The organism is Streptomyces sp. NPDC093111, assembly GCF_040683955.1.
Taxonomy (GTDB): domain Bacteria; phylum Actinomycetota; class Actinomycetes; order Streptomycetales; family Streptomycetaceae; genus Streptomyces.
The window spans coordinates 201684-224591 of record NZ_JBFBNW010000016.1 but is presented as its reverse complement, the minus strand read 5'-3'; the positions used below and the strand labels follow the sequence as shown (position 1 = coordinate 224591).

Here is a 22908-nt window from a genome sequence, read left to right as displayed (position 1 = left end):
GGTACGGGCACGAGCCCGCACCGCCCCTTCCCGCTCCCCGGCCGCCGCTCAGCGCACGGCGAGCATCAGCGTGTCCGAGGGCGAGGCCCAGACGGCCCGGGCCTCACCGAAACCGGCGGAGCGCAGGGCGTCGGCGTGCCAGCGGGGCGCGGGCATGTCGCCGTCGGCGTGCTCCCCGTAGATCTCGAAGCGGCGCGCGGTGGGCCCGGCGAGGACGGGGTCCTGCGCGGCGAGCGCCCACCAGTCGGCCCAGTCGACCGCACCGGCGGCCTTGGCCTCGGCCATCCGGGCGTGCCGCCGGGCCCGCTCGGCGGCGTTGATGCGGGGAGTGTCCTGGTCGATCATGTGGTCGGCGTTCATGAACACCCCGCCACCCCGCACGAGCCCCGCCAGCTGCCCGTACAGGCCGGCCAGCGGCTCGCTGTGCAGCCAGTGGAGGGCGGTGGCGGTGAGCACGGCGTCGTACGTGTCGTGGGGCAGCGCGGCGGCCCACTGGGGGTCCTTGAGGTCGGCGGTCACGAAGCTCACCCGTTCGTCGCCGGCGAAGTACCCCTCGGCGATGGCGAGCAGGGCGGGGTCGAGGTCGACACCGGTGCTGGTCGCCTTCGGGAACCGACGGAGCAGCCGGTCCGTAATACTTCCCGTACCGCAGGCGAGGTCGAGGACGCGGGGCTCCGGTCCCACCAGCGCCTCGACCATGTCGAGCATGACGCGGAACCGCTCCTCACGGTCCGGCATGTACCACTCCTGCTGGCGGTCCCAGCTCCGCTGCCAGGCCGCCCAGTCGGTTCCGGTCACCGCCGCGTCCGTCATCGCTCCACCCTCGCCCTCGACGTAATACCCTCAAAGGAAAAGCGTCACTTACGCTCCCTCCGCACCGACCCTAGACCGCCGCCGTAAGGACTACAAGTGGAACTGGCCTATTACTCGGATTACGCCGTGCGCCTGGTCAACACCGAGGAGCCGGTGCGCTCCAAGGACTCCCTGACCTCGGTCGAAGCGGTCCGGGAACTCTTCGGCGAGGCGTCCCAGATGGCCCGGCGGGTGACCGACTCCGACGTGACCCGCTTCCGCGCGGTGCGCGCCCGGCTGCGCGCGGTGTTCACGGCGGCCGACGAGGGCGACCACACCCACGCGGTGGACCTGCTGAACTCCCTCCTCCTGGAGTTCCCGGTCAGCCCGCAGATCTCGGGCCACGACTACCTGGACGAGGAGGGCCGGCCGCGGTGGCACATGCACCTCGCCGACCACCCCTCGAACGCGACCGCGGGATACGCCGCGATCGCCGCCATGGGCCTCGCCTTCCACCTCACCGAGTTCGGCGCCGACCGCCTCGGCCTGTGCCAGGCCGCGCCCTGCCGCAACGCGTACCTCGACACGTCGACCAACCGCTCCCGCCGTTACTGCTCCGACCGGTGCGCCACCCGCGCCAACGTGGCCGCCTACCGCGCCCGCAAGCGCCTGGAGGCGGAACGCGCCGACCTGACGGGCCTGACGGCGGAGACCAGCCAGCCGAGCACCACCCCGATCGACCGCTGACGCCCGGGGGTGACGGGCCGGTACCGCGCCCGCACCCGCCCGAGCACCAAGGGCGCGGGGACGACCCCGAAGACCCGGCTGTCCCCCTCGGCGTCCGGGTTGTCCCCCAGCACCCACCAGCCGCCGTCCCGTCGCTCGACCAGCCGCTTCACGATCAGCAGGTCCTGCTGCAGCGGATGCCGCAGCACGGCCACGTTCCCGGGCCGCAACCGCGCCCCGTACTGCACGAACAGCTGGTCGCCGTGGAGCAGGGTGGGCACCATCGACACCCCCGTCACCTCGGCGATCCCGAACGGGGCCCCGGGCTCCCGCCCCGATCCCACCATCAAGCACCTCACAGTCCAATCGTCCACGAGTCCCATGCCGACCCTGGACTTTTGTCCTAAGCCCAAGGGGGCGCTCGCGAAAACGTGCTTCTCACCGAGTAATGTCCCACCTGAGAAGACGATCACGAGGAAGGACAGCAGCATGCTCTCCCGCCTGTTTGCCCCCAAGGTGAAGGTCAGCGCCCACTGCGACCTCCCCTGCGGTGTGTACGACCCGGCCCAGGCCCGCATCGAGGCCGAGTCGGTCAAGGCCGTCCAGGAGAAGTTCCAGGCCAACGAGGACCCGCACTTCCGGGCCCGCGCCACGGTCATCAAGGAGCAGCGCGCGGAGCTCGCCAAGCACCACGTCTCGGTGCTGTGGAGCGACTACTTCAAGCCCCCGCACTTCGAGAAGTACCCCGAGCTGCACACGCTCATCAACGACACCCTGAAGGCCCTGTCGGCGGCCAAGGCCTCGACGGACCCGAAGACGGGCGAGAAGGCGCTGGAGCTCATCGCCGAGATCGACCGCATTTTCTGGGAAACGAAGAAGGCCTGACCTTCCTCGTTCCCGCCCCGGAGGGGCCCGACCGCATCGGCGGACGGGCCCCTTCGGTGTTTGCGCGGCGCGCCCGGGTCCCCGCGCCCTGAAGTCGGCGGCAAGGTTTCGGCAAGCCGGTCGCAAGGGGGTGGACGGGCTTGTCGGGAAGGTTCGTCGGCGAACTGGACGCGCAACCGGAGACGGGGGCTTCGATGGACGTGGTGGACAGGAATCCGGCGCAGTGGGTGACCCTCCAGGGGTGCCGGAAGGTGCTGGTGGTGGTGCATACCGAGGTGTACGGGAGGCGGTTGCGGGAGTTGTTGCCGTTGCTCGCGGCGGATCTGCGGGTGCAGGTGGCGTTCACGGTGGCGCCGCACGCCTTCAACGGCGGGGCGTTGCGGGCGCTGCGCGGGCTCGGTGGGGTGGTGCTGCCGTGGGAGGAGGCGGTGCGGACCGAGTTCGACCTCGCGCTCGCGGCCGGCTCGCAGGGGGTGGAGCAGGTGCGGGCGCCGCTGGTGCGGCTGCCGCACGGGGCCGGGCACGTGAAGTTGCAGCGGGTCGCCGATGTGCGGGAGGACGGCGGGGCCCGGGCCGTGGGCGGGATGGGGCGGTCGTATCTGATGTGGGGTGGGAGGGTCGTGCCCGCCGCGTACGCCGTGGCGCACCGGGAGGACCTGGAGCTGCTGCGCGCGTCCTGCCCCGAGGCGCTGCCCGTCACCGAGGTCGTCGGGGACGGGGTCCACGACCGGATCGCGGCCAGTCTGCCGCTGCGCGAGCGCTACCGGTTCGCGCTGGGGCTGCGGCCCGGGGAGCGGCTGGTGCTCGTCTCGTCGACGTGGGGGCTCGGCTCCTCGTTCAACCGGCTGGACGCGCTCCTGCCGCGGCTGCTCGCGGAGTTGCCGGAGCGGGCGTACCGGATCGCCGTGCTCGTCCATCCCAACGTCTGGTCGGGTCACGGTGACTGGCAGGTGCGGGCCTGGCTGGCCGGCCTGCGGCGGCGGGGCATCACGCTCGTGTCGCCGGGGGACGACTGGCGGCCGTTGCTGGTCGCGGCGGACTGGGTGATCGGCGACCACGGTTCCGTCACGCTGTACGCGACGATGACGCCGGCGGCCATCCTGCTGGCCCGCTTCCCCGAGGAGGACGTCAATCCCGCCTCCCCCGGCGCCGAACTGGCCCGGGTCGCCCCGGCGCTCTCCCCCGGGCACCCGCTGGCGGAGCAGCTGGCGTACGCGGCGGCCACGTACCCGGCGGAGGCGTACGCCCGGATCGCGGGCCGGATCTCCTCCGAGCCGGGGCGGTTCAACGCCAACATGCGGCGGCTGCTGTACCGGGTGCTCCGGCTCGGCGAGCCCGCGTACGCGCCGGAGACCGCCCCGCTGTCCGATCCGCCCGCCCTGGACGCGGGCGGGGCGGACGGCGCGGACGGCGCGGACGGCGCGGACGGGGTGTCGGGGGTGTGCGCGTGAGCGGCGTGGCGGTGGGCGAGGGGTCCGACGAGTTGGTCTGTGTCGCGCTCGACGGGGGTGCCGGGGAGACCTGGCGGCAGTGCGCGGACGTGCTGAGTTCCATGGGCTCCTTCCCTCATCCGGCCGCCGTGCGGCTGGCCCGTTCCGTGCTGCTGCGGTACCCGGGGTGTCTGCTGACCGTCGTCGCGCGCCGCGAGGGCGGGTGCGTCGTCGGGCTGCGGGCGGCGGGCGGGGTCGTCGTCGTGCTCGTCGTCAGGGGAGCCGGCCCAGCTCGGTGAGGCGGGTGCGCAGGCGGGCCGTGTCGGAGTCGCTGACCGGTTCGTAGAGGGCCAGGGACCGCTCGTACCGGTCCCTGGCCTCGGTCCGGTCGCCGCGCAGCTCCGCGGTCTCGCCCAGCATTTCGAGGGTCCGGGCCCGCCAGTGGACCGAGCCCGCCGCCGTGAACTCGTCGAGCGCCTGCCACAGCACCGTCTCGGCGTCCTCGCCGGTCGTGTGGCGCGCCCCGGCGCGGGCCAGGGCCAGGCCGAGCAGGGCGAGCGCGCGGGCCGCGTCGTACGGGTCGGGCACCGCGAGGAGGGCGGCCCTGGCCTCGGCGAGCGGGGGCACGGCCGCTCCGGGGCGGCCCGCCGTCAGGGCCGCGTCCCCGAGGCAGATCCGGGTCATCGCGGCGCCGCGCCGGTAGCCGATGGCCTCGCGCAGGGCGAGGGCCTCGGTCAGGTACGTGGTGGCGTCGTCGAGCCGGCCGGCCAGCAGGTGCGACTGGCCGAGGCCGTGCAGGGCCTGGGCCTCGGCCTTGCGGTCGGCGTCCGCGCGGGCGCCGTGCACCGCCTCGGCGAACCAGGCGAGGGCCTCGTCGGAGCGCCCCGCGTTGCGCAGCCCGACGCCGCCCGAGGTCAGCATGCGGCTGAGCCCCCGCCGGTCCCCGTCCCGCTCGGCGGCGGCGCGGCCGATCTCGTGGGCCTCGGTCCACAGGTCGTACGGGCGCAGGCGCAGGAAGAGCGGCCACATGGCGTCGGCGAGCTGCCACGCGGTGGCGTCCCAGCCGTGTTCGGCGGCGGTCCGCAGGGCGGCCATCAGGTGGAACCGTTCGGTGTCGAGCCAGCCGAGCGCCCCGGCCGCGGTGTCGAAGGGCGGCCGGTGGCCGGGCGGGAAGGCGTAGTCGCGGCGCAGGCTGCGATGGCTGGGCGTGAGCAGTTCCTCGGCGGCGGTCGCCGCGGCCAGGTAGTGGTCCACGACCCTGCGGACGGTCTCCCGGCGGGCCTCCGGGGCCTCGGTGGTGTCGGCGAGCTGGCCGGCGTGGGCGCGGACGAGGTCGTGGAAGCGGTAGCGCCCGAGGCCGGTGGTGTCGTCGGGGCCCAGGTCCTCCAGGAGGCTCACCTCGGCGAGGTCGTCGAGCAGCCGGTCGCCCTCGTCGGGTCCGACGGCGCAGGCCGCGGCGGCGACGGGCCCGTTCAGGACGGCCACCGGCGGCAGGCCGAGTCTGCGGTAGCCGCGGGCGAGTTCGGGGGTCAGCTGGTGGTACGAGGCGTCGAGCGCGAGCCGTACGGCGTCCTCCCCGCCGACGCTGAGCGCGGCGAGGCGGGCCGCGCCGGATCCGCCCAGCGCTCCCGCCATCGCGGAGAGGGACTGCTGGGGCCGGGCCGCCAGCCGGGCCGCGGCGACCGAGACGGCGAGCGGCAGGCCGGCGCAGAGCGCGGCGACCTCCTCGGCGGCCTCGGGTTCGCGCCGTACCCGGTCGGCGCCGATCCGGCCCGCGAGCAGCCGGACCGCGTCGGCGGCGGACAGCACGCCGAGCTGCTGGAAGGAGGCGCCGTCGATGCCGAGGGCGGTGAGCCGCCGGCGGCTCGTCACGACGACGAGGCTGCCCGGGGAGGAGGGCAGCAGGGGGCGGACCTGGGCGGCGCTGAGGGCGTTGTCGAGCATGACGACGAGCCGGAGCCCTGCGGTGTGGGAGCGCCAGAGGGCCGCCGACTCGGCCGGTTCCACGGGGACCTCCTTCACACCGAGGGCCCTGAGGAAGCGTCCGAGGATCTCGCCGGGGGCGGCGGGCCCGCTGTCGGGGAGGTGGCCGCGCAGGTCCGCGTAGAGCTGCCCGTCCGGGAAGCGGTCGCCGAGGCCGTGCAGCCAGCGGGTGACGAGCGAGGACTTGCCGACCCCTGCGGGTCCGCTGACGACCGTGAGGAGGGGGCGGGCGCCGAGCTGCGGAAGGAGCGCGTCCAGGAGTGCGAGGGCGTCCGTGCGGCCGGTGAAGTGCTCGGGGTCGGGGAGGAGTTGCCGCGGCACCTGGCGCGCGTCCGCGCCGGGCGGGACGGCGGGAACCGGCGGTACGTGGATGTGGACGCCGCCCTGGACCGCGCCGGCCTGGACGACCGGGCCGTGGACGGTGGCGGCGCCGGTCAGGGCGTTGGACGTGCGGGTCGTGACGGCGGGTGCGGCCGGAGGGCGGGCGGGTCTGTGGGTCGCCGCGCCTTGCGCCCTCTGTGCCCCCTGTGTTCCCTGCGCCGCCTCCGCGCCTTGTGCGCCTTGTGCCCCCTCTGCTGTCTCCGCGCCTTGTGCGCCTTGTGCCCCCTCTGCCGTCTCCGCGCCTTGTGCGCCTTGTGCCCCCTCTGCCGTCTCCGCGCCTTGTGCGCCTTGTGCCCCCTCTGCCGTCTCCGCTCCCTCCGTTCCCTCCGCCCTCTCTACCCCCTCGGCTCTCTCCGCGCCCTGTGCTCCCTCCGCTCCCTCCAGGACCGCGGCCGTCCACTCCCCCAGGACGCCCGCGAGGCGCGGGTCCGCGGTCGCGGCGGTCGCCAGGCGCCCGGCCAGGTCCGCGTGGGCGGCGGGAGGGGCCGTCGGCCCGCCCCGTAAGAGATCGGCGACCGCCGGATCCGGGTCGAGCCCCCTCAGCCGGTCGGCCAGAACGCGCCACATTTCGGGGCGTGCCGCCCCTTGGAGCAGGGCAGTGGTGAGCCGTGGAGCCGTCACGGGTTCCATATCTTCCGTCTCCCCCCGTATGTCCGTCGGCGCCTATGACTCTGGCCTTCTTGGACGGCATGACCCCTACCCTCAATTGACCCAAATCAGACCGAACACTCTGATCAATCGAGATCAACAGATCATTCTGGCCAAGCAATTTGATCGAGTGGCGCCATCTTTTGACCGAGTTGGCATCGTGTCATCCTTTGGCCTCTACAAGCGAGTGCAGGCACACACGTGCGGGCCTACCTGCGATAGGGGGCGCTCGGTGGACTTCGGAATACTCCTGCTGGGGCCGGTCGAATTCCGCTTGGACGGAAGCCGCGACGTCCCGGGAACCCCGAAGGAACGGCTGACCCTCACCGCCCTGGCCCTGGACGCCGGACACCCCGTCACCCTCGACACCCTCGTGCACCGGGTGTGGGACGACCGGCCGCCCAGCAAACCGCGCGCCAGCCTGCACGCGTACGCGGCGCGCATCCGGCGCCGCCTGCGCACCGCCGCGTGCCCCGCGCTCCTGCTCCAGGGGGCGCACGCGTACACCCTGGAGATCGACCCGGACCTGGTCGACTGGCACCGCTACCGGCGCCTGACCGACGAGGCCCGCGCGCTCTCCGGCGGCGGGGACACCGCCGGCGCGCTGGCGCGTCTCACCGAGGCGGACGGGCTGTGGCACGGCGAGCCGCTCGCGGGGCTCACCGGCCTGTGGGCGGAGGGGACGCGGACCCACTTCACCGAGAAGCGGCTCGCCGCCACGCTGACGCGGACCGCGATCGAGCTGGGCCTCGGCCGCCACGCCGAACTCGTCCCCGACCTGACGGCGCTGCTCGACGCGCACCCGACGGACGAGACCATCGCGGCCCAGCTGATGACGGCCGCCTACGGCTCCGGGCGCCAGGGGGACGCCCTGCGCGCCTACGACTCGGTGCGCCGCAGACTCTCCGAGGAGCTGGGGTCGGACCCCGGCGAGGCCCTGTCCCGGGTCCACCGGCTGGTCCTGGACCGCGCGCCCGTCGCCGAGCTGCTGCCGCGCCCGGCACCGGCCCAGCCGTCCCCCGCCGCGCCCCACACCCTGCCGGGACACGGGGACCTCGTCGGCCGGGAACGCGAGCTCGGGCTGATCACGAACGTCGGCACCCCGGGCGACACGGGGACGGCGGACCCTTCCGGCGCGGGCGGCGGCGCGGGCGGCGGCGGGGTCATCGCCCTCCAGACGATCGCCGGAATGCCGGGGGTCGGGAAATCCCTGCTGGCCGTGCACGCGGCCCGCCTGCTCGCCGGCCGCTACCCCGACGGGCAGGTCCTGCTCGATCTGCGCACCCACGCCCCCGGGCGCCAGGGCCTGAGCGCGCAGGCGGCGCTCTTCACCCTGCTCCGGGTCTTCGGTGTCGCGGCGGACTCCATCCCTGCGGACCCCGACGAACGCACCTCGCTCTGGCGCACCCTGCTCAGCAACCGGCGCGCCGTGATCGTCCTCGACGACGCGGCCGACGCGGAGCAGGTACGGCCGCTCCTCCCCGGCAGTTCCCCGTCCCTGGTGATCGTCACCAGCCGGCGGCGCCTCACCGGGCTGCCCGGGGTCCGCTCGCTCTTCCTCGACATCCTGCCCGCCACCGACGCCGCCGCCCTCTTCCGGCGCCTCGTCGGCGACGACCGGGTACGGGACCCGGAGGACGTGGCGCGCATCGTCCGGCTCTGCGGGCACCTGCCGCTCGCGGTCGAACTGGCCGCCGGACGTCTGGCGTCCCGCCCCTCCTGGACCACCTCGCACCTGGTGGAGAAACTCACCAGAACACCCGGCAGACTCGCCGAGATCAGAGACGGATTCCGTGAGATCGCCCGGGTATTCGAAATGTCGTACCACGCTCTGACACAAGAGCGAAGGAAGGCGTTCCGTCTGCTGAGTCTGCACTTCGGAGCCACTTTCGGACCGCATGCCGCCGCCGCGCTCACCGGCCTTTCCCTCGACGCGACGGAACGCGCGCTCGACTCCCTCCTCGACGATCATCTGCTGTCCGAACCGGCGCCGGAGAGATTCCAGTTCCATGATCTCGTCGGCGAATACGCGCGCCTGCTCGCCGCGATGGAGGACTCGCCCGCCGAACGCGATCTCGCGCAGGGCCGGTTGATCCATTTCTATCTCCAGGCGTCCCGGCGGGCCGCGCGAATGATCCATCCACGTCGATTCCGGTACGAACCCACGACGCCTTCGCCCGGGGGCGGTTCGGCGTTCGCGCTGCCCGAGTGGCGGGACGCCCAGGAGGCCCGGGACTGGCTCGCCCGGGAACGCGCCGGCCTCGTCGCCGCCGAGCAGTGCGCGCGCACGCGCGGGCGCCCGTTCGAAGCGGCCCTGCTCGCCGGGGCCCTGGCCGGTTTCCTGGAGGAGGACGGCCACTGGAGCGAGGCCCAGCGCATGCACGGCCCCGCCGCCCGCCACTGGAGCGCGGTGGGCGACGCCCGGGGCGAGGCCGCCGCCCTCATCGACCTGGCCGGCGCCCAGTCCCGGGCGAGCCGCTACTCCCGCGCCCTGTCGAGCGCCCACCGGGCCCTCGATCTCGCCGGCGCGACCGGCGACCCGGAGACGGAGGCGGAGGTCCGGCACCTCCTCGGCGTCATCCACTGGCACCTCGGCCGGCACGGCACCGCGCTGACCTTCCAGAGCGCGACGCTGGAATTGCGGAGACGGACCGGTGACGCCTGGCAGATAGCCCGCTGCCGGAACAACATGGGCATCACGCACCTTTTCATCGGAGACTACGAGGCGTCCGAGGAATCCTTCCACTCCGCCCTCAAGGGATTCCGCTCCTGCGGCGACGAGCGGGAAGTCGCCCGCGTCCTCAACAACCTCTCCGATTTGCATATCCATCGCGGCGAGCGGAACATCGCACGCCGCGTGGCCCTGGAATCCCTCGCCCTCCTCGAAAGAATAGGGAGCGATACGGAGCGGGCTTCCGCACAGGTCAATCTGGCCAACACCATGATCGCCGAGAGCGAATCCGACGAGATGCTCGCGCTGTACCGCGAGGCCCTATCGGTCTTCCGCGGAGTGGGTGATCTCCGCAATTCCGCCGCCACCCTCCACAGCATCGGCGACGCCCTCCACGCGGTGGGGCGCACGACCGAGGCGATCCTGCACTACAAGGGCGCGTGGACGGCGGCACGGGACATCGGGGCGGCGCACGAGGAGAGCGAGGCGCGGCGGGCGCTGGCCGCATTGGAAAACCTGGGCTAATACCTCTGGCATATGCCTTTACTTTGACGAGTACCGAATCTAGCAGAAAGATCATCGACACGGAGTCGATTTGCCGCATTGGGAAACAGGTGGTGAACTCCCGCCAAGTGCCGCAATGGGGCGGCCCAGATCACCTTTGTGAGAAGCAAGATGAACTCGTTCACCACGCGTCTGATCGTCGCCATCGCCGGAACCGCCACCGCCATCGGCGTCGCCATATGCATCCCGAGCTCGACGACCGAAACGGACTCCCTCCTCGCCGTCTCCGTCGTCGACCGCACCTGATGCACCCCGGGCCCGGAACCACTCCGGGCCCATTCTCATTCCCCGGCCGCCCGCCAGGAATACCGTCGCTTCTCCTTCGACGTCGCCCCCAGGCGGTCGTAGAAGCGGATCGCGCCCTCGTTCCACGGCGGGGTCTGCCACTGGATCTCGCCGAGGCCGAGGGCGGCCGCCTCGGCGCGGACCGCCGTCATCAGCAGCGCGCCGAGGCCGTGGCCCCGGGCCGCCTCGGTGAGGTAGAGGCAGTCCATGTGGAGGTACTCGGCGGCGTCCCACGTCGAGAGTTCGGGAGCGCAGGTGGCGTACCCGGCGAGGGTGGCGTCGGGGAGTTCGGCGACCAGGCAGCGCAGGCGGGGCGCCGGGGTCGCGAAGAGGAGGCCGTGGAGGCGGTCGGCCAGGCCGGGGGCGGGGGCCGTGGCCTTCTCGTACGCGGCGTGTTCGGCGGCCAGTTCGGCGACGCGCGCCAGGTCCTGTGGGCGGGCGTGGCGGACGCGGGCCGTACGGGTCTCCCGGGCGTGCTCGGCGTTCATGCCGACATCATGCACGGCCCCGCCGTCCCGCCCGCGCGCAGCCAGCTCCGGTACGGGGCCGCGCCCAGCGCCGCCTCCCGGTAGGCGGCGACCAGTTCGGCGTACGGGCGGTCGAGGGGGACGCCGGGGGCGGCGTACAGCAGGAGGCGGACGGCCAGGGGGTCGCCGCGCAGGGGGCGGACGGCCATGTCCTCGCGGGGGCCCGAGGTGGGCTGGCAGGGGGCGACGGCCTCGCCGAGGACGATGAGCGAGGCGGCCGTGTGGTAGTCGGCGTGCAGCAGGGGCGGGTCGAGGCCCGCCGCGCGCAGCACCCGGTGCAGGCCGTCCCATTCGCCGTCGACGGCCGGGTCGACGGCCCACCGGTCGCCGGCGAGGTCGGCGAGTTCCACGACCTCCCGCCCGGCCGCCGGGTGGTCGCGGGCCATGGAGATGAACTGGGGTTCCCGTTCGACGAGGACGCGCCCCTTGAGGCCGGGCGGGACCCGCAGCGGACAGCCCTCGACCTCGTGGACGAAGGCCAGGTCCAGCCGGCCGGCCGCGACGGTGCGCAGCAGGGTGTGGGCCGAGACGTCCACGCGCAGGGCGATGTCGCTGTCCGGCAGGTCCTGGCGGAGGCGGCGGAGCCAGCCGGGGAGGGCGCGGCTGGCGGTGGAGCCGACCCGGAGCGCGGGGCCGCGGGTGCGGGCCGCGGCGGCGCGGGTCTCGGTGATGAGCGCGGTCATGCCGTCGACGAGGGGGCGGGCGCGGCCGAGGACGGTGCGGCCGAGCGGGGTGGGGTGGCAGCCGGTGCGGGTGCGGGAGAAGAGTTCGGCGCCCAGGGCGTTCTCGATGCGGCGCAGTTGGGTGGTCAGCGAGGGCTGGCTGACGCCCAGTTGGCGCGCGGCCTTGTGCAGACTGCCGGTGTCCGCGATGGCGCAGAGCGCCCGCAGGTGCCTGACCTCCAGCTCCATGGAGCCGAGGTTAGGGCGGGAGGGGCGGGGGCACCAGATGGCCTCCGCTTCCTCAAGGGGCTTGATGCGGTGGGGAGTTGGCGGATCGGTGATGTGTTGGTGTTATCGGGTGCTGACATCATTCCCCACCTGCCCCGGCTCCCCCGACACTCTCCTCAACCCCACAGGAGGAGCCCCCCCATGCGACACCCGAAGATCCTCACGTCCTTACTGACCGCCGCCCTCGGTGCCGGCCTCACCCTCTCCCTCGGCGCCGTTCCCGCCACGGCGGTCGCGTCGCCCGCTCCGTACGCCGGTTACGCCGGGTCGAGCGCGGAGGCCAAGGCCAACCAGGCGTTCTTCGACGCCGTCATGAAGTCCGTGGCGAAGAAGCGGGCCGCCGCGCCTGGTGCCGCCGCCGTCACCGTGGTCTACAGCTCGGCCAACGCCCCGCGTTTCCGCAGCCAGATATCCCAGTCCGCGCAGATCTGGAACAGCTCCGTCGCCAACGTGCGTCTGGTGGAGGGGTCGAACGCCGACTTCAGCTACTACGAGGGCAATGACTCGCGCGGCTCGTACGCGAGCACCGACGGGCACGGCAACGGCTACATCTTCCTCGACTACCGGCAGAACCAGCAGTACAACTCCACCCGTGTGACCGCCCACGAGACCGGGCACGTGCTCGGGCTCCCCGACCGCTACAGCGGCCCGTGCAGCGAGCTGATGTCCGGTGGCGGGCCCGGCACGTCCTGCCAGAACGCCTATCCGAACGCCCAGGAGCGGTCGCGCGTCGACCAGCTGTGGCGTTACGGCCTCGCCTCGGCGTTCAAGACGCCGTGACCCCCGCGGCCGGCATGACCCTCGTGGCCCCCGTGGGCGTCGTGACCCCCGTGGGCTTCGTGGCCTCGTGACGGCCTAGGAGGACCCGGAAAGCCGGGCGAGACCGTCCCGACCCCCTCCCCGGGGCCGGGACGGTCTCGCCCGGTGGTGGTTCATGGGCCCTGTCGGGCGGGTCAGGCGGCGGCGCGGAGCAGCTTCCGGACGAGCTCGGTGCCGGGCGGGAGCTGACGTCCGACCCGGGCGACGGCCTCGTCGAAGTCGGCCCCGGCGATGCCGGATTCGAAGGCCGTGCCTCCGTAGTGCAGGGTCAGGCTGAGGTCGGCGCGCTCGCCGAGCGTCAGCAGACAGCTGAGGGTGGCCTGTTGGGTCGCGCCGTCCGCGACCACGGGGAGCGGGAGGTCCCACTCCAGCACGCATCCGCCGAGGGCCTGCCCGCCCTCGTCCACGGCACGCAGCGCGGCGAAGCCTGCTCCCTTGTACTCGATTCCCCTGATCCGGGTGGCCACATGGCCCCCGTCGGCGGCGATGACGATCGCTTCCGCCCCGAGGCGGTCCCGGTACCAGCCGGTCCAGACTTCTGTCGACTCCGATGACATGCGCGGACTGTAGCGGTATGACCGGCTCCGGCGCGCGCCCGGTCACCCCTTGGCCGGACTTCTCCCGGTCTCGCCGCTCTCGCCGTTCTTGCCGGTCACGTGCGTGCTCGCGGCTTCCGCGCCGCTCCCCTCGGCCCCGGCGGGCTCGGGCTCGTACCGCTCGCACCGCGGGTTGCGGCACGGCTGGACCTCCCACTCCGGCACCCAGGCCCCGAGGACCTTGTGCCGCTGCGCGAGGACGCCGCGGGGCCGCCCGCAGGCCGGGCAGGGGTGCTCGGCCCGGGGGTCCCGTGTGGTGTGCGGCGCCGTGTCGGCCATGCCTCCAGCCTAGGACGCGGCGCCCGTCACCGCTTCCTGGTGTACGTCCGCACGACGACCCCGTTGGAGAAGCCGCGCACGCTCTCCAGCGCGAAGTCGCGGATGCCGAAGTCGGTGCCGAACATCGGCGTTCCGGCACCGTAGACCTGTGGGTACGACTTGATGACGAGCTCGTCGATCTCGTCGACGAGCTGTCCCGCGACCTGCGCGCCGCCGCAGAGCCAGATGCCGAGGGAGCCGTCCTCGGCCTTGAGCTCGCGGACCCTGGCGACCAGGTCGCCGGCGACCAGCTCGACGTTCGGGTCGGGCGACTCGGTGAGCGAGCGGGTCGCGACGATCTCGCGCAGGTGGGCGTAGGGGCTGGTGATGCCGGCGTCCAGGGCGAGCCGGTACGAGCCGAGGCCCTGGACGACGGTGTCGAAGCGCTTGTTGGGCACGTCCGCGAGGCCGACGACCTCGCGGAAGGCGGTGGGGATGGTGTCCGGGTACTCGGTGTTCATGAAAGCGGCGTACTCCTCGTCCATGAACTGGAACATGGAGGAGGCGTCGCCATGGGGGTCGCCGATGAAGCCGTCGAGGGTGCAGGCGACGTAGTACGTGAGCTTGCGCAAGCCGGATCTCTTTCCTCAGGGAGCGTGGCCAGGCTGACCACTGCGCCCATAGTGCTCCATCTGTAGTGGTTGCGCAAGCCCTGGTCGACGCACCCCTCCGGCGGGGTCAGCGGGTGCGTCGCGTCACGAACTCCGCGAGCGCCAGCAGGTCACCGGCCGCCGACAGGTCCGGGACCGCCCGGGACAGCTGCTCCACCGCGCGGGACATCCGCTCGGCCGCCTGGGCCTGGGCCCAGTCCCGGGCCCCGGCCCGCTCCACCGCGTCCGCCGCCGCGCGCACGGCCGCCGCGTCGAGCACCGGGCGCGCGTACAGCTCGGCCAGCTCCTCGCCCGCCGGGGTCCCGGAGACGAGCGCCGCCACGACGGGCAGCGACTTCTTGCGGGCGACGAGGTCGGCGCCGGCCGGCTTGCCGGTGCGGCCCGGGTCGCCCCAGATGCCGATCAGGTCGTCGATCAGCTGGAACGCGAGCCCGGCCTCCCGGCCGAACGCGTCCATCGCCGCGACCTCCTCCTCCCCCACGCCCGCGTACAGCGCGCCCACCGCGCAGGCGCAGCCGAGCAGGGCGCCGGTCTTGGCGGTGGCCATCGCCACCACCTCGTCCAGGCCGACCTCGCGCGGCCCCCGCCGCTCGAAGGCGCAGTCCGCCTGCTGTCCCGCGCAGAGCTCGATGATGCAGGCGGCCAGCCGGGCCGCGGCGGCCGTCGAGGCGGGGTGCGGGTCCTCGGCGAGCAGGCGCAGCGCGAGCGCGGACATGGCGTCGCCCGCCATCAGCGCGTCGGGGATGCCGAACACCGTCCAGGCCGTGGGCCGGTGACGGCGGGTCGGGTCCTCGTCGACGATGTCGTCGTGGAGCAGGGTGAAGTTGTGCGCCAGCTCCACGGCCGCGGCGGCCTTCACCGCGGGCGCGGGGTCCACGCCGAAGGCACGGGTCGCCGCGAGCACGAGGGCCGGGCGGATCGCCTTGCCGCCGGCCCCCTCGGCGGGGCTCCCGTCCGCGTGCTCCCAGCCGAAGTGGTACATCGCCACCCGCCGTATCGAGTCGGGCAAGGACTCGACGGTGTTCCGCAGTTGGGGGTCGACGACGCTCCGCGTCCGGTCCAGGAGCAGCACGGCACCCTGTCCCCCGGGCGCGGCGTCCACGCTGATCGTGGTCATGTCTTCTTCGCTGTCGCTTTCTCGGGGTCCGGCGGGCGGCCCTGGTCGGTGGGCCGTCTCCGGACGTCGTCACGGATGTCGGTACGGGCATGCGGCACGCGCATGCGAGACGGGACGCGCACGACGCCGGGACGGCGTCGGCGCGGAGGGGGCGGGGGCCCGTCGACAGGTCCCCGCCCGGGGCCGGGTCAGTGCCGGCGGCTGATCTCCACGTTCTCCAGGACGCCCAGGGCGTCGGGGACGAGGACGGCGGCCGAGTAGTAGGTGCTGACCAGGTAGGAGGAGATGGCCTGGTCGTCGATGCCCATGAAGCGGGCGGAGAGGCCGGGCTCGATCTCGTCGGCGAGACCGGTCTGGTGGAGTCCGATCACGCCCTGGTCGGACTCTCCCGTACGCATGCAGATGATCGAGGTCGTGCTGGCGTCCGTGACCGGGATCTTGTCGCACGGGAAGATCGGCACCCCGCGCCAGGCCTGGATCCGGGTGCCCTCGACGTCGATCGTCTCGGGCACCAGGCCCCGGCGGTTGAGCTCGCGTCCGAAGGCGGCGATGGCGCGCGGGTGGGCGAGGAACAGCTTGGAGCCGCGGCGGCGGGAGAGCAGCTCGTCCAGGTCGTCCGGGCCGGGCACGCCGTCGTGGGGCTGGATCCGCTGCCCGTAGTCGCAGTTGGCGAGGAGGCCGAACTCCCGGTGGTTGACCAGCTCGTGCTCCTGGCGCTCGCGCAGCGCCTGGACGGTGAGCCGCATCTGCTGCTCGGTCTGGTTCATCGGGTGGTTGTAGAGGTCGGCCACCCGGGAGTGGACCTTCAGGACGGTCTGGGCGACGCTCAGCGCGTACTCGCGCGGGGCGGCCTCGTAGTCCACGTAGGTGTGCGGGACGACGGCCTCGCCGACATGGCCCGCGGAGAGCGAGATGGCGGCCTCGCCGTAGGCGTTGGTGCGCTGCTGGGGCAGGGCGGCGACGCCGGCGAGCTGTGCGGCGAGGGAGCCGGCCCGCTCGGCGAGGGCGAGCACGTCGGCGCGGGTGAGCTCCAGGACGGTGCAGGCGGTGGCCGCGCGGGCGGTCCACTCCCAGGTGGCGTCCTCGTCGACGAGCGCGTCCTCGCCGAGGTAGGCGCCGTCGGCGAGGACGCCGAGGACGGCCTCGTCCCCGTACGGCCCGGAGCCGATCCGCTCGACCTTGCCGTGGGCGAGGAGGAGGACCCGGTCGGCGCTGTCGCCGCGGGTGGCGATCACCTCGCCCGCCGCGAACGCGCGCTGGCGGCAGCGGGCGGCCAGCTCGGCGAGGGCGTCCTCGTCCTCGTATCCGCGCAGGGCGGGGAGCTCGCCCAGCTCGGCGGGGATGACGGCGACCCGCTCCCCGGTCTGGACGAAGGTGACCCGTCCGTCGCCCACCGCGTAGCTGAGCCTCCGGTTGACCCGGTAGGTGCCGCCGTGGACCTGCACCCAGGGCAGCGCGTGCAGCAGCCAGCGGGAGGAGATCTCCTGCATCTGCGGGGCCGACTTGGTGGTGGACGCGAGGTTCCGCGCGGCGGCCGTGCCGAGACTCTGCTGCGGAGGTGTCTGATCCGCGCGGACCTCGTCGTCAACCGAACCAACGGACATGGAACTCCCTCTCGTATGACAGATCTGCGAGGGAGAGCCTTTCAGCACGGAGAGTCGCTGCGCCATTACACAAAAGAGTGGGTGTGGACGGCGCTCCGCTGGGCATGGCGCGCGGTTTCCACTCGAACAGCGCACGCCGGTGTACGCCGGACCGAGCGCCCCTCGCGCCCCCTTCGCGCCACCTCACCACCATGTGTCCGGATCTGCTCGCACACGGTCCGAACGCATGGCAGCGGAGGGCGCCCCTCCGGTACTCCGGAGGCAACCGGTATCCCCTGCTGAAAGGAGCCGGCCATGTCCTCACCCATGTCCGCGAACCGTTTCCTCGACGCACTGCGCGGCGCGGCACTCGACGTCGTCGAGGTCGGCGACTGGCGCACCCACAACCGCAACCACAAGGGCCCCTGGGGCCCCGTGTACGGCGTGATGATCCACCACACCGTCACCCGGGGCACCGACAGCACCGTCCGCATCTGCCGGGACGGCTACGCGTCCCTGCCCGGGCCGCTCTGCCACGGCGTGATCGCCAAGGACGGCAGCGTCCACCTGGTCGGCTACGGCAGGGCCAACCACGCCGGTCTCGGCGACGACGAGGTGCTGCGGGCCGTGATCGCCGAGAAGGGCCTGCCACCCGACAACGAGGCCACCACCGACGGCAACCGGCACTTCTACGGCTTCGAGTGCGAGAACCTCGGCGACGGCGTGGACCCGTGGCCCAAGGTCCAGCTCGACGCCATCGCCAAGGCGGCGGCGGCCGTGTGCCGCGTGCACGGCTGGACCCAGCGCTCGGTGATCGGGCACCTGGAGTGGCAGCCCGGCAAGGTCGATCCGCGCGGGTTCACCATGGCGTCGATGCGCGAGCGGATCGCCGAGCAGCTGCGCTGACCCGCGGCCCGGCACGGTCCGGGAGCCGGGAGAATGGCCGGGTGAACGCCCCCGACCTCGCACGCCTGCGGCCCCGGCTCCCCTCGCCCCTGGAGCCGGTCGAGGACGAGCGCTTCACCCGGCACGGCCTGACGCTGCTGCTCAAGCGCGACGACCTGATCCACCCCGACCTGCCCGGCAACAAGTGGCGCAAGCTGGCGCTCAACCTCCGGGCGGCCGCCGGCCGCCCGGTGCTCACCTTCGGCGGCGCGTACTCCAACCACCTGCGCGCGACGGCCGCCGCGGGCCGCCTGCTCGGGTTCCGCACCGTCGGCGTCGTGCGCGGCGACGAGCTGGCCGGCCGGCCGCTGAACCCCTCGCTCGCGCGGTGCGCGGCCGACGGCATGCGGCTGCTGTTCGTCGACCGCGCCACGTACCGCGCCAAGCACGAGCCCGCCGTCCTGGCCCGGCTCCTGGGGCAGGTCCCCGAGGACGTGTACGTGGTGCCCGAGGGCGGCAGCAACGCGCTCGCCGTCGAGGGCTGCGTGGCGCTCGGCCGCGAGCTGGCGGGCGCGGCCGACCTGGCCGCCGTCGCCTGCGGGACGGGCGGCACCCTGGCCGGTCTCGCGGCCGGTTTCCCGGGCCCCGCGCTGGGCGTCCCGGTCCTGCGGGGCGGCTTCCTGGGCGCCGAGGTCCGTGCCCTCCAGGAGGCCGCGTTCGGCGGTCCGCGCGGGGACTGGCGGCTCGACGAGCGCTTCCACTGCGGCGGCTACGCCCGTACGACCCCGGAGCTCGAAGCCTTCGCGGAGGACTTCGGTGCGCGGCATGGACTCGCCATCGAGCGGCTGTATGTCGCCAAATTGCTGTACGGACTGGGGGCGCTCGCCGAGGAGGGCGCCTTCGCGCCCGGCACCCGGATCGCCGCCGTGGTCACCGGCTCCCCGGAGCCTCAGGCGGACTCCTCGCGGTAGGCCGCGGCCTCCTCCAGGTCGAGGCGGCGCAGCAGGGTGCGCATCATCTCGTCGTCGATGCGGCGTGCGTCGCGCAGCTGTACGAAGACCTCGCGTTCGGCGTCGATCATCTCGCGGGCCAGCCGCCGGTAGGTGTCGTCGGCGGTCTCGCCGGTGAGTTCGTTGACCGCGCCGAGCCGCTCCCAGACGGCGTTGCGGCGCCGTTCCAGGACGGTGCGGAGCCGGTCGGCGAGGGGCGGCGGGAGGGTGTTGGCCGGGTCGGTCAGGAGCGCGTCGAGCCGCTCCTCGGCGGCCTGCGACGCCTCGCTCTGGGCCTGCGCCTCGGCCAGGGTCTCCTGGTAGCGGTCGCGGCCCGGCAGCTTCAGGACGCGGATCAGCGGCGGCAGGGTGAGGCCCTGGACGACGAGCGTGCCGATCACGGTGGTGAAGGTCAGGAAGAGCACCAGGTTGCGGGCCGGGAACTCGACGCCGTCGGCGACGACGGGGATCGAGAAGGCGATGGCGAGCGAGACGACCCCGCGCATGCCGGCCCAGCCGACGACCAGCGGTGCCCGCCAGTCCACCTCGGGCTCGCGCTCCCGGATGCGCTCGGACATCCAGCGGGGCAGGAAGGTGGCCGGGTAGACCCAGACGAAGCGGACGACGACCACGGCCACGAAGACCCCGGCCGCGTACCAGGCGGCCTCCCCGATGCCGTACGGGCCGAGGCCCTGGACGACGTACGGCAGCTGGAGGCCGATCAGCGCGAAGACGGCGGACTCCAGGACGAAGGCGACCATCTTCCAGACCGCCTCCTCCTGGAGCCGGGTGGCGAAGTCGACCTTCCAGTTCTTGTGGCCGAGGAAGAGGCCGACGACCACGACGGCGAGGACGCCGGAGGCCCCGACCTCCTCGGCGGCGGCGTAGGCGATGAACGGGATGAGCAGCGAGAGGGTGTTCTGCAGCAGGGCCTCGCGCAGGTGCGTGCGGAGCCAGTGGATCGGCACCATCAGGACCAGGCCGACGCCGATGCCGCCGAGCGCGGCGAGCGCGAACTCGCCGATGCCGCCGGCCCAGCTGATGCCCTCCCCCACGGCGGCGGCGAGCGCCACCTTGTACGCGGTGATGGCGGTGGCGTCGTTCACCAGGGACTCGCCCTGGAGGATGGTGGTGATCCGGTTCGGCAGGCCCAGCTTCCGCGCGATGGCGGTGGCGGCGACGGCGTCCGGCGGGGCGACCACCGCGCCGAGGACCAGCGCCGCGGTCAACGGCAGATCGGGCACCAGTACGTACGCGAGCCAGCCGACCGCGACCGTCGCGAAGAGCACGTAGCCGACGGAGAGCAGGGCGACCGGCCGGATGTTGGCCCGCAGGTCCAGGTAGGAGGACTCGACGGCGGCCGTGTAGAGCAGCGGGGGCAGGATCAGCGGCAGCACGATGTGCGGGTCGAGGGTGTAGTCCGGCACCCCGGGCAGGTAGGCGCACGCGAGACCGACGGCGACGAGGAGCAGCGGCGCGGGCACCGGTGTGCGCCGCGCGAACCCCGCCACCGCGGCGCTCGCCGCGACCAGTGCCACCAGTTGCAGTGCGTCCATACCGTCCCGTCGCCCGTCCCGTCCGTGCTCGTGCGTCACTCCCGCCACGCCGTTGGTGCCACAACGTAACCTGGCCATCATGAGCGAGTGCCCGCACGTTGCCGAAATGCCGCGCCCCGAACCGGCGCCCCTGCACGCCACCTGTCCGGAGTGCCTGGCCGACGGCACCCACCCCGTCCAGCTGCGGCTCTGCCTCAGCTGCGGGCACGTGGGCTGCTGCGACTCCTCGCTGGGCCGGCACGCCACGGCGCACTTCGCGACGACCGGCCACCCGGTGATGCGCACCTTCGAACCGAACGAGCGCTGGCGCTGGTGCTTCGTGGACGGTTCGATCGTCTGACGGCTGGGTACGTCACCCCTCCGCGGGTCTCCGCGGCCGCCGGGCGGGGGCCGGTCCTCAGGGCCCCCGGCGACACGGCGGGACGGATCGCGATAGCGTCTCGGCGGACTGCGCAACCCACTGCGTACCGCCTGGTTCGGGGGGTTCTTCCCCGGACCCCGAAAGAGCTTGTGCCACCTTGGAGGTGAGGGTGTCCCAGATCGCAGGCGAGCCCGGGACCCAGGACTTCGTGGAAGTCCGGCTGCCCGCTGCGGGTGCCTACCTGTCCGTGCTGCGTACGGCCACGGCCGGTCTCGCGGCGCGCTTGGACTTCACCCTCGACGAGATCGAGGACCTGCGCATCGCCGTCGACGAGGCGTGCGCGATCCTGCTCCAGCAGGCCGTGCCGGGGTCGGTGCTGAGCTGCGTCTTCCGGCTGGTCGACGACTCGCTCGACGTGACGGTCTCGGCCCCGACGACCGACGGCCGGGCCCCCGAGCGGGACACCTTCGCGTGGACGGTGCTGTCGGCACTGGCCGGCAAGGTGGAATCGTCCGTGGCGGAGGACCGTACGGTCTCCATCAGCCTGTACAAACAGCGCGGCGCGGGGCCAGGCCCGGCGTGAGGCGCGGGGACGCGACGGCCGGCATCCCTGAGCAGCAGGCACGGCCGCATCCGGATGCCGAGGCCGGGTCGGTCTCGGTCGAGACTGGAGTCGAGGTCGCTACGGATCACGCGGAGCAGGCGGACCAGATGAGCGAGCAGGACCAGCACAACGAGGTTCCGGGGACTCCGGAGGCTGCCGGGACCCAGGAGACGCCTGAGCCACCTGAGCCCTCGGTGGCCGCCGGAACGCCGGAGACCCCCGGGACGCCCGGGGCCGCCGAGGCGGAGGGGGCCGACAAAGCCGAGGGCGCCGACGAGGCCGAGGGCGGCGACCGGGCCGAGGGCGCCGAGGAGGTTCCCGAGCCTCCGGCGACCCCCCATCCGCACGACCGCAGCGGGGCGCGGGCGCTCTTCATCGAGCTGCGCGCCCTTCCGGAGGGTTCGGCGGAGAAGGCGGCGCTGCGCGACCGGCTGGTGCGGATGCACCTGCCGCTGGTCGAGCACCTGGCCCGTCGCTTCCGCAACCGCGGCGAGCCGCTGGACGACCTGACGCAGGTCGCCACGATCGGTCTCATCAAGTCGGTGGACCGGTTCGACCCCGACCGGGGCGTGGAGTTCTCCACGTACGCGACCCCGACGGTGGTCGGCGAGATCAAGCGCCATTTCCGGGACAAGGGCTGGGCGGTGCGGGTCCCCCGGCGCCTCCAGGAGCTGCGGCTCTCGCTGACGACGGCGACGGCGGAGCTCTCCCAGCAGCACGGCCGCTCGCCGACGGTGCACGAGCTCGCGGAGCGGCTCGGGATCTCGGAGGAGGAGGTCCTGGAGGGCCTGGAGTCGGCGAACGCCTACTCGACGCTCTCCCTGGACGTGCCGGACACGGACGACGAGTCGCCCGCGGTCGCGGACACGCTGGGCGCGGAGGACGAGGCGCTGGAGGGCGTCGAGTACCGGGAGTCGCTCAAGCCGCTCCTGGAGGACCTGCCGCCGCGCGAGAAGCGGATCCTGCTGCTGCGTTTCTTCGGGAACATGACCCAGTCGCAGATCGCTCAGGAGGTCGGCATCTCGCAGATGCACGTCTCCCGGCTGCTCGCGCGCACGCTCGCGCAGCTGCGGGAGAAGCTGCTGGTCGAGGAGTAGGCCCCGGGGTCTACCGCGGCGCGTCCTGGCCGGGGCGCCGGATACCGAGCGCCTCGGTCGTGGACGGGCTCACCAGCAGGACGAGCCCGGTCACGGCGAACACGGCGAGCGCGATGCCGGCCGGGATCATGACGCTGTCCGCCTGGAGCAGCTGCCAGGCGACCGGCAGGGCGAGGATCTGGGTGATGACCGCGGGGCCCCGGGCCCAGGAGCGGCGCAGCCACAGGCCGCGGGCGGCGGCGAGCGGGATGAGGCCGAGGGCGACGAGGGTCGCCGCGCCCATGACGGCCGAGGCGAGGTCCTCGGGCCCGTCGGCCAGGACGGTCACCAGCATGTAGAGGCCGCCGACCAGGAGGGCGAGGCCCTCGACGCCCGCCACGGCCGCGGCGGCGGCGAGGCGCCCGGGCCGCGGGCTCCGCTCCGTACCGCTCATGTCTGCACTCTCGGGGCTCTGGGCACTCTCGGCACTGCTCATGCAGGCAGGGTAGCCGGGCTCGGCGGGGAGCCGTGGGGCGCGGGCGGCTGGGCCG

General features: G+C 73.4%; 24 protein-coding genes. 12 read left to right on the top strand and 12 right to left on the bottom strand.

Going from position 1 to position 22908, the window contains the following annotated elements:
* Nucleotides 1–48: 48 nt before the first annotated feature.
* On the bottom strand, nt 49–813 hold the full coding sequence (locus AB0Q96_RS28060; protein WP_365330179.1) for a class I SAM-dependent methyltransferase: 765 nt from the start codon (nt 811–813) through the stop codon (nt 49–51).
* Nucleotides 814–909: 96 nt separating this feature from the next.
* Here AB0Q96_RS28060 and AB0Q96_RS28055 point away from each other — a divergent pair, with 96 nt between their 5' ends.
* Nucleotides 910–1539: a CGNR zinc finger domain-containing protein gene (locus AB0Q96_RS28055; RefSeq protein ID WP_365330177.1), complete on the top strand. Its 630-nt coding sequence runs from the start codon at nt 910–912 to the stop codon at nt 1537–1539.
* Here AB0Q96_RS28055 and sodX read toward each other — a convergent pair.
* The gene (sodX, locus tag AB0Q96_RS28050) at nt 1443–1865 is read right to left on the bottom strand and encodes a nickel-type superoxide dismutase maturation protease (RefSeq protein WP_365330175.1); all 423 of its coding nucleotides are present in this window, start codon (nt 1863–1865) and stop codon (nt 1443–1445) included. The genes AB0Q96_RS28055 and sodX overlap by 97 nt on opposite strands.
* Nucleotides 1866–2007: 142 nt before the next feature.
* Here sodX and sodN point away from each other — a divergent pair, with 142 nt between their 5' ends.
* From sodN to AB0Q96_RS28035, 3 genes are all read left to right on the top strand, one after another.
* Nucleotides 2008–2403: a superoxide dismutase, Ni gene (gene sodN, locus AB0Q96_RS28045; protein WP_329424065.1), complete on the top strand. Its 396-nt coding sequence runs from the start codon at nt 2008–2010 to the stop codon at nt 2401–2403.
* 203 nt (nt 2404–2606) lie between these two features.
* Nucleotides 2607–3854: a hypothetical protein gene (locus AB0Q96_RS28040; RefSeq protein WP_365330173.1), complete on the top strand. Its 1248-nt coding sequence runs from the start codon at nt 2607–2609 to the stop codon at nt 3852–3854.
* Complete coding sequence (locus AB0Q96_RS28035) at nt 3851–4132, top strand: hypothetical protein (RefSeq protein ID WP_365330171.1); 282 nt, start codon at nt 3851–3853, stop codon at nt 4130–4132. Before AB0Q96_RS28040 ends, AB0Q96_RS28035 begins: the two co-directional genes overlap by 4 nt.
* Here AB0Q96_RS28035 and AB0Q96_RS28030 read toward each other — a convergent pair.
* Nucleotides 4107–6137 (bottom strand): tetratricopeptide repeat protein, encoded by a 2031-nt coding sequence (locus AB0Q96_RS28030; RefSeq protein WP_365330169.1) that lies wholly within the window; start codon nt 6135–6137, stop codon nt 4107–4109. The genes AB0Q96_RS28035 and AB0Q96_RS28030 overlap by 26 nt on opposite strands.
* A 940-nt stretch (nt 6138–7077) precedes the next feature.
* Between AB0Q96_RS28030 and AB0Q96_RS28025 the strand changes: the two genes are divergently transcribed.
* Together AB0Q96_RS28025 and AB0Q96_RS28020 are read left to right on the top strand one after the other, a co-directional pair.
* A complete protein-coding gene (locus tag AB0Q96_RS28025; protein ID WP_365330167.1) occupies nt 7078–10041 on the top strand; it encodes a BTAD domain-containing putative transcriptional regulator in 2964 nt (987 codons plus the stop codon).
* 150 nt (nt 10042–10191) lie between these two features.
* Nucleotides 10192–10326: a hypothetical protein gene (locus tag AB0Q96_RS28020; protein WP_365330165.1), complete on the top strand. Its 135-nt coding sequence runs from the start codon at nt 10192–10194 to the stop codon at nt 10324–10326.
* Between the two features lie 35 nt (nt 10327–10361).
* Here AB0Q96_RS28020 and AB0Q96_RS28015 read toward each other — a convergent pair whose 3' ends face one another.
* A complete protein-coding gene (locus AB0Q96_RS28015; protein WP_365330163.1) occupies nt 10362–10853 on the bottom strand; it encodes a GNAT family N-acetyltransferase in 492 nt (163 codons plus the stop codon).
* A complete protein-coding gene (locus tag AB0Q96_RS28010; RefSeq protein WP_365330161.1) occupies nt 10850–11803 on the bottom strand; it encodes a LysR family transcriptional regulator in 954 nt (317 codons plus the stop codon). Before AB0Q96_RS28010 ends, AB0Q96_RS28015 begins: the two co-directional genes overlap by 4 nt.
* Before the next feature lie 180 nt (nt 11804–11983).
* Here AB0Q96_RS28010 and snpA point away from each other — a divergent pair, with 180 nt between their 5' ends.
* The gene (snpA, locus tag AB0Q96_RS28005) at nt 11984–12622 is read left to right on the top strand and encodes a snapalysin (RefSeq protein ID WP_365330159.1); all 639 of its coding nucleotides are present in this window, start codon (nt 11984–11986) and stop codon (nt 12620–12622) included.
* Nucleotides 12623–12795: 173 nt separating this feature from the next.
* Here snpA and AB0Q96_RS28000 read toward each other — a convergent pair whose 3' ends face one another.
* The 5 genes from AB0Q96_RS28000 to AB0Q96_RS27980 all read right to left on the bottom strand — a co-directional run bounded on the left by AB0Q96_RS28000 (nt 12796) and on the right by AB0Q96_RS27980 (nt 16907).
* Entirely contained in the window at nt 12796–13218 is a 423-nt protein-coding gene (locus AB0Q96_RS28000) for a DUF6304 family protein (RefSeq protein WP_365330157.1), read from the bottom strand.
* A gap of 42 nt (nt 13219–13260) precedes the next feature.
* Complete coding sequence (locus AB0Q96_RS27995; protein ID WP_365330155.1) at nt 13261–13536, bottom strand: hypothetical protein; 276 nt, start codon at nt 13534–13536, stop codon at nt 13261–13263.
* A gap of 26 nt (nt 13537–13562) precedes the next feature.
* Nucleotides 13563–14147: a dihydrofolate reductase family protein gene (locus tag AB0Q96_RS27990; RefSeq protein ID WP_365330153.1), complete on the bottom strand. Its 585-nt coding sequence runs from the start codon at nt 14145–14147 to the stop codon at nt 13563–13565.
* A gap of 106 nt (nt 14148–14253) precedes the next feature.
* Nucleotides 14254–15303, bottom strand: a complete 1050-nt coding sequence (locus AB0Q96_RS27985) for a family 2 encapsulin nanocompartment cargo protein polyprenyl transferase (RefSeq protein ID WP_365330151.1) — start codon at nt 15301–15303, stop codon at nt 14254–14256.
* A gap of 188 nt (nt 15304–15491) precedes the next feature.
* Nucleotides 15492–16907 (bottom strand): family 2B encapsulin nanocompartment shell protein, encoded by a 1416-nt coding sequence (locus AB0Q96_RS27980; protein ID WP_365330149.1) that lies wholly within the window; start codon nt 16905–16907, stop codon nt 15492–15494.
* A 294-nt stretch (nt 16908–17201) separates the two neighbouring features.
* Here AB0Q96_RS27980 and AB0Q96_RS27975 point away from each other — a divergent pair, with 294 nt between their 5' ends.
* Entirely contained in the window at nt 17202–17792 is a 591-nt protein-coding gene (locus AB0Q96_RS27975; RefSeq protein ID WP_365330147.1) for an N-acetylmuramoyl-L-alanine amidase, read from the top strand.
* Between the two features lie 41 nt (nt 17793–17833).
* The gene (locus AB0Q96_RS27970) at nt 17834–18742 is read left to right on the top strand and encodes a pyridoxal-phosphate dependent enzyme (protein WP_365330145.1); all 909 of its coding nucleotides are present in this window, start codon (nt 17834–17836) and stop codon (nt 18740–18742) included.
* Here the strand turns inward: AB0Q96_RS27970 and AB0Q96_RS27965 are convergent.
* Complete coding sequence (locus AB0Q96_RS27965; RefSeq protein WP_365330143.1) at nt 18721–20316, bottom strand: Na+/H+ antiporter; 1596 nt, start codon at nt 20314–20316, stop codon at nt 18721–18723. The genes AB0Q96_RS27970 and AB0Q96_RS27965 overlap by 22 nt on opposite strands.
* A gap of 79 nt (nt 20317–20395) precedes the next feature.
* Between AB0Q96_RS27965 and AB0Q96_RS27960 the strand changes: the two genes are divergently transcribed.
* From AB0Q96_RS27960 to AB0Q96_RS27950, 3 genes are all read left to right on the top strand, one after another.
* On the top strand, nt 20396–20656 hold the full coding sequence (locus tag AB0Q96_RS27960) for a UBP-type zinc finger domain-containing protein (protein ID WP_365330141.1): 261 nt from the start codon (nt 20396–20398) through the stop codon (nt 20654–20656).
* A 190-nt stretch (nt 20657–20846) separates the two neighbouring features.
* On the top strand, nt 20847–21260 hold the full coding sequence (locus AB0Q96_RS27955) for an anti-sigma regulatory factor (protein ID WP_015036094.1): 414 nt from the start codon (nt 20847–20849) through the stop codon (nt 21258–21260).
* Nucleotides 21257–22378, top strand: a complete 1122-nt coding sequence (locus AB0Q96_RS27950; RefSeq protein ID WP_365330139.1) for a SigB/SigF/SigG family RNA polymerase sigma factor — start codon at nt 21257–21259, stop codon at nt 22376–22378. Before AB0Q96_RS27955 ends, AB0Q96_RS27950 begins: the two co-directional genes overlap by 4 nt.
* A gap of 10 nt (nt 22379–22388) precedes the next feature.
* On the opposite strand, the gene AB0Q96_RS27945 is transcribed toward AB0Q96_RS27950, so the two are convergent.
* Nucleotides 22389–22853: a hypothetical protein gene (locus AB0Q96_RS27945; protein ID WP_365330137.1), complete on the bottom strand. Its 465-nt coding sequence runs from the start codon at nt 22851–22853 to the stop codon at nt 22389–22391.
* Between the last annotated feature and the right edge of the window lie 55 nt (nt 22854–22908).